We start from the raw sequence: 3,738 nt of genomic DNA, 5'->3' as shown, positions 1-3,738 counted from the left end.
TGTTGTCCCGATGTAAAAAACTCGGAAAGTAGTAAAGAATGTTGGAAAGTAGTTAAGAAAGTCGGAAAGTGAACTTTTTTATCTACATCGAAGAGGGTAGCTGATGGAATATTCTAAGGCTACCCTCTTTAATTTTTGTAGAGAGAGCTGGTGAGATGTATGAATGAAATTGGATATAGAATAAAGTGTATCCGAAAAGAAAACAAACAGAACCAATCTCAATTCGCGAAAAGTATAGGGATTTCCCAAGGTAACCTGAGTGAAATTGAAAAAGGAAATAGTAACCCGTCTGCGGAAACACTAATTTCAATTAGAACCCAATATAATGTGAACCTAAACTGGTTGTTAACCGGAGTTGATTCGAATGATGGGGATACATATGACGACTATTATGAAGAAAAATTAATTGAGGTTTTTAGGAATCTTAATGATTATGATAAAAGGGAAATTATTGAGATTGCACTGTTGAAAGCGAGATTAAGAACTATTGACTAGGCTCAGTAGCGATGGCGAAGGAGTCCTGATAATACTGGTGTCCACTTTAGAAAATGGTGTTCCAAGAAATTAAAGTACTAAGACTGAAAAAATAAAGTGGCGCAGCTAAACCAACGCGCAGAATTTGGCATTGATGGTGTTGTATCAAACCACTGGATTAGAGTATACTATAATAGTATTATGATTGGAAAATTATTGTTTGGTATCCGAATAAATCCAAATGGACAGCCTTTATGTGTTACTATCGGAACAGTTAATTTTAAAGAAGCTCAGATCATTGATCCTGTTGGTATCTTAGCTCAATCAGGAGGGCAAACGGCTGAATCAAAGTCAGCAATGTCCGAATATATTCGTAATCGTAAAAATGGTTATAATAAATTTACCTATAATCCATAACAGCATTATCAAGGCACTCGCTTATGTGGGTGCTTCTTTATTTTTCCTGCCCCCCGCCCGTTCGTCTAAGTCATTCTAGAATATTTTCTTCATGGTGGTAAAAGAAAATAAACCATTAGACTAAAAAAAACTGATAATCTTACTTTTCCTAAATGTTCGAAGAAAATAAAGTTCTAGACTGAGAAAATAAAGTATTTTCTTAGTGCTTAGGTTAAGATGAGACCCCTGTTTAAGCAATACATGCTACTCGCGTATGTCCAATAATAGGTAATTGGAAATGGAATGTAATGAGGAGGACGTAGCCCAAGCGAAGGCGCGGGAAGCGTTCTTTTTATTAAACTAACTGGCAGAATAATGATTGTAAGGATGGAATTATTACAAATATATTGCATTTGTATGGTATAAATCTTAGGATGGTGAATACTCAGTGATGAATCAAGAGTTGATAAATGTGTTTAAAAATAAAGATATTGTGGCTGTTAAATCATTAATCTCTTCAGGGATCGATTTGAATTATTGAGCCCCAGGAACTGGAACATATTTAGATTACTGTTGGTGTGGATTTCGCGAATATGACTTTGAAATAGTAAAGTTGTTGATTAATAATGGAGCGGAACTTAATGATTCACATTGCCCCGCAATTGTTGGTGCAGCTAGAAGGGGGAATATTTAAGAAGTACAATTTGTACTAGACCGAGGAGCAAACATTAATGCAACATCTCATGTCGGAACAACAGCTTTATGGCAGGCTTCTTATCATCGCCAGTAACGCATAAAATGTTTCCGCTCCTGGTCCTCGCATATTTCAAGTACACATCTCTCTTGAGATAAGATGTACAGTACCTCGCGGAACTGTCCGGAAACATTCCCCTATCTTCAATTCGTTTTAGAAACCCCTTTTCCCCCAAGCAATAATAAGAGGCAAATCAAAGTAACGACTAAGATATTCCAGATACGACTCGGTTTCAGGCCAACCGAAGAAGACTTCATTTTCGGGGGGACCATCCACGCGAGAATGAAAAAGAGTTATTTTTTCCTTTGGTACATTATAGCCATAAAGCATATAGAGCAGCGCTGCCGTCGAGTCGTCACCCCCGGAAGCGGCATCGCAGTTACCGAATATTAGAACCCCGCGTTCCCCGCCTCAGCGGAAACTGCACCGAACGGCAGGTCAACAGGCAGCAGATCAAGATCCAGGCAGTCCACGGTTCCGAAGCGGAAGTCGGCGTCATCCGACGGCTGAATGGAACGGATAACCAAACCCGCTTTCAATATAGCTTCCGCCTTTTGCAGCCGTTTGATGTCCCCAATCACAAAAGGTCTGCACTTCTCATAAACAACCTGATCTGACAAAGCTTTTACAATCACTTCGGCCGGTCGGTGACTGCTCCAATCTGCCTATATCCCAGATAACCTTCACATTCCGGCCAAGCCGCGAAAACTGCATACCGGAGTCGGAAGCCCCGGTTAAGTCATCGGCAATGATGCCTAATTCGCTCATCCGTTTCTTGGCTCCTCTATTCATTTTTTCGGAAAAACAACATGGCCTCGTTGCTTTCGAATTGCTCCGCAGAAGTTCCGAGGGGTAAAAACATCTCCGGTCCAAAAGCGGCCGGAGATGTTTTTATAGCCCTTGCCATGACCCCGGGATTTATTCTCGAACCATTTTAACCGCCAATTTCATCGCAGTGATCATAGCGCCAGGATTGGCTACTCCTTTACCGGCGATGTCAAATGCCGTTCCATGGGCAGGCGTATCCAATACAACGGGAAGTCCTCCGTTTACAGTGACACCTTTATCGAATCCTATTAACTTCATCCCCGTCTGTGCCTGATCATGGTACATGGATACTAAACAGTCAAACGGGTTTTCCTTTAAACGAAGGAAAATCGTATCTGCTGGAAATGGTCCTACTACGTTAAGTCCTTCTTGTTGAGCAGCCTCAACTGCAGGAATAATTTCCTCAATCTCTTCCATTCCAATCAAACCACTGTCTCCTGCATGTGGGTTATATGCAGATACTGCAATCCTCGGGTTCGTAAAACCAGCTTTTTTGAGAATTACATTCGCGAACCGAATTACTTCCAGTACTCTTGATTTAGTAATATGTTGCGCGACTTCCTTCATGGGGATGTGGGATGTAACTCTTGTTACCCATAAATCCTCTAGGACGTTGACTTCACCGAAACCCGATTTATAGTCAAACAGCGACGCAAGTAAGTGAATGTCGTCCTCAAATTGATACCCGCCTTTATAAAGCGCGCCTTTATTTAATGGAGCGTAAACTACACCATCCAATTTCTTGTTTTGGGCGAGTCGAGTTGCGAGTGTCAAGTTATCGCCTGTTGCTTTGCCGGACTCAGCGGAAAGTTTACCTAACGGTAACGTAAGGGGATCGGTGTTTGCCGTATCTATGAGCCAAGTCGTTTCTTCATTCGGGTCGATCTGGTCTATGCTCTCAATCTTTCTGTATTGGAGCGAACAATTAGCAATTTCCGCCCCTAATCGAAAGACCCTCTCATCTCCAATTAATACCCAAGTAACGTCTTCAAATAAGTCCTGATTTTGCAGGGCTTTTGCCACCAATTCAGATCCTATACCCGTCGCATCACCGTACAGAAGCCCCATCGTAACCTTGCGATTGCCGCTCATTTAATCTCCCCATTTCGATATAATGGATGTAATTTCTCATTCGTTTTGCCTATCTGAAATCATTATATTTTTCGAAGTTTCATAATACAACACGCTAAGAAGAGAGATGTGATGCAAAATATAGCATAGTGTACTAAAATTTTATTGAAATTAAACATTAGTGACCTCCAATGGTTATGTACAAATATAAAAGT

Annotated in this window: 4 protein-coding genes; 2 read left to right on the top strand and 2 right to left on the bottom strand. The window is 41.0% G+C overall.

Annotated features, from left to right (window positions below):
* Positions 1 to 159: 159 nt before the first annotated feature.
* Both JMF85_RS02080 and JMF85_RS02075 read left to right on the top strand, forming a co-directional pair.
* Positions 160 to 495: a helix-turn-helix domain-containing protein gene (locus JMF85_RS02080; RefSeq protein WP_127607686.1), complete on the top strand. Its 336-nt coding sequence runs from the start codon at positions 160 to 162 to the stop codon at positions 493 to 495.
* 96 nt (positions 496 to 591) lie between these two features.
* Complete coding sequence (locus JMF85_RS02075; protein WP_201317660.1) at positions 592 to 891, top strand: hypothetical protein; 300 nt, start codon at positions 592 to 594, stop codon at positions 889 to 891.
* Between the two features lie 1,122 nt (positions 892 to 2,013).
* Here JMF85_RS02075 and JMF85_RS02070 read toward each other — a convergent pair.
* Both JMF85_RS02070 and JMF85_RS02065 read right to left on the bottom strand, forming a co-directional pair.
* Positions 2,014 to 2,205 carry a hypothetical protein gene (locus JMF85_RS02070; RefSeq protein WP_127607690.1) on the bottom strand — a complete coding sequence of 64 codons (192 nt, stop codon included), beginning with the start codon at positions 2,203 to 2,205 and terminating at the stop codon, positions 2,014 to 2,016.
* Positions 2,206 to 2,542: 337 nt separating this feature from the next.
* On the bottom strand, positions 2,543 to 3,544 hold the full coding sequence (locus JMF85_RS02065) for a 4-hydroxythreonine-4-phosphate dehydrogenase PdxA (protein ID WP_127607692.1): 1,002 nt from the start codon (positions 3,542 to 3,544) through the stop codon (positions 2,543 to 2,545).
* Positions 3,545 to 3,738: the final 194 nt, after the last annotated feature.

Origin of the sequence: Paenibacillus sp. EPM92 (assembly GCF_016586185.1) — a bacterium.
In the GTDB taxonomy this organism is placed as follows: Bacteria; Bacillota; Bacilli; order Paenibacillales; family NBRC-103111; genus Paenibacillus_G; species Paenibacillus_G validus.
This window is presented reverse-complemented; position numbering and strand designations above follow the sequence as displayed.

Excerpts from the sequence above, each read along its gene's own strand:
- JMF85_RS02080 (WP_127607686.1), top strand. The coding sequence starts at position 160 with ATGAATGAAATTGGATATAGAATAAAGTGTATCCGAAAAGAAAACAAA.
- JMF85_RS02065 (WP_127607692.1), bottom strand. The coding sequence starts at position 3,544 with ATGAGCGGCAATCGCAAGGTTACGATGGGGCTTCTGTACGGTGATGCG.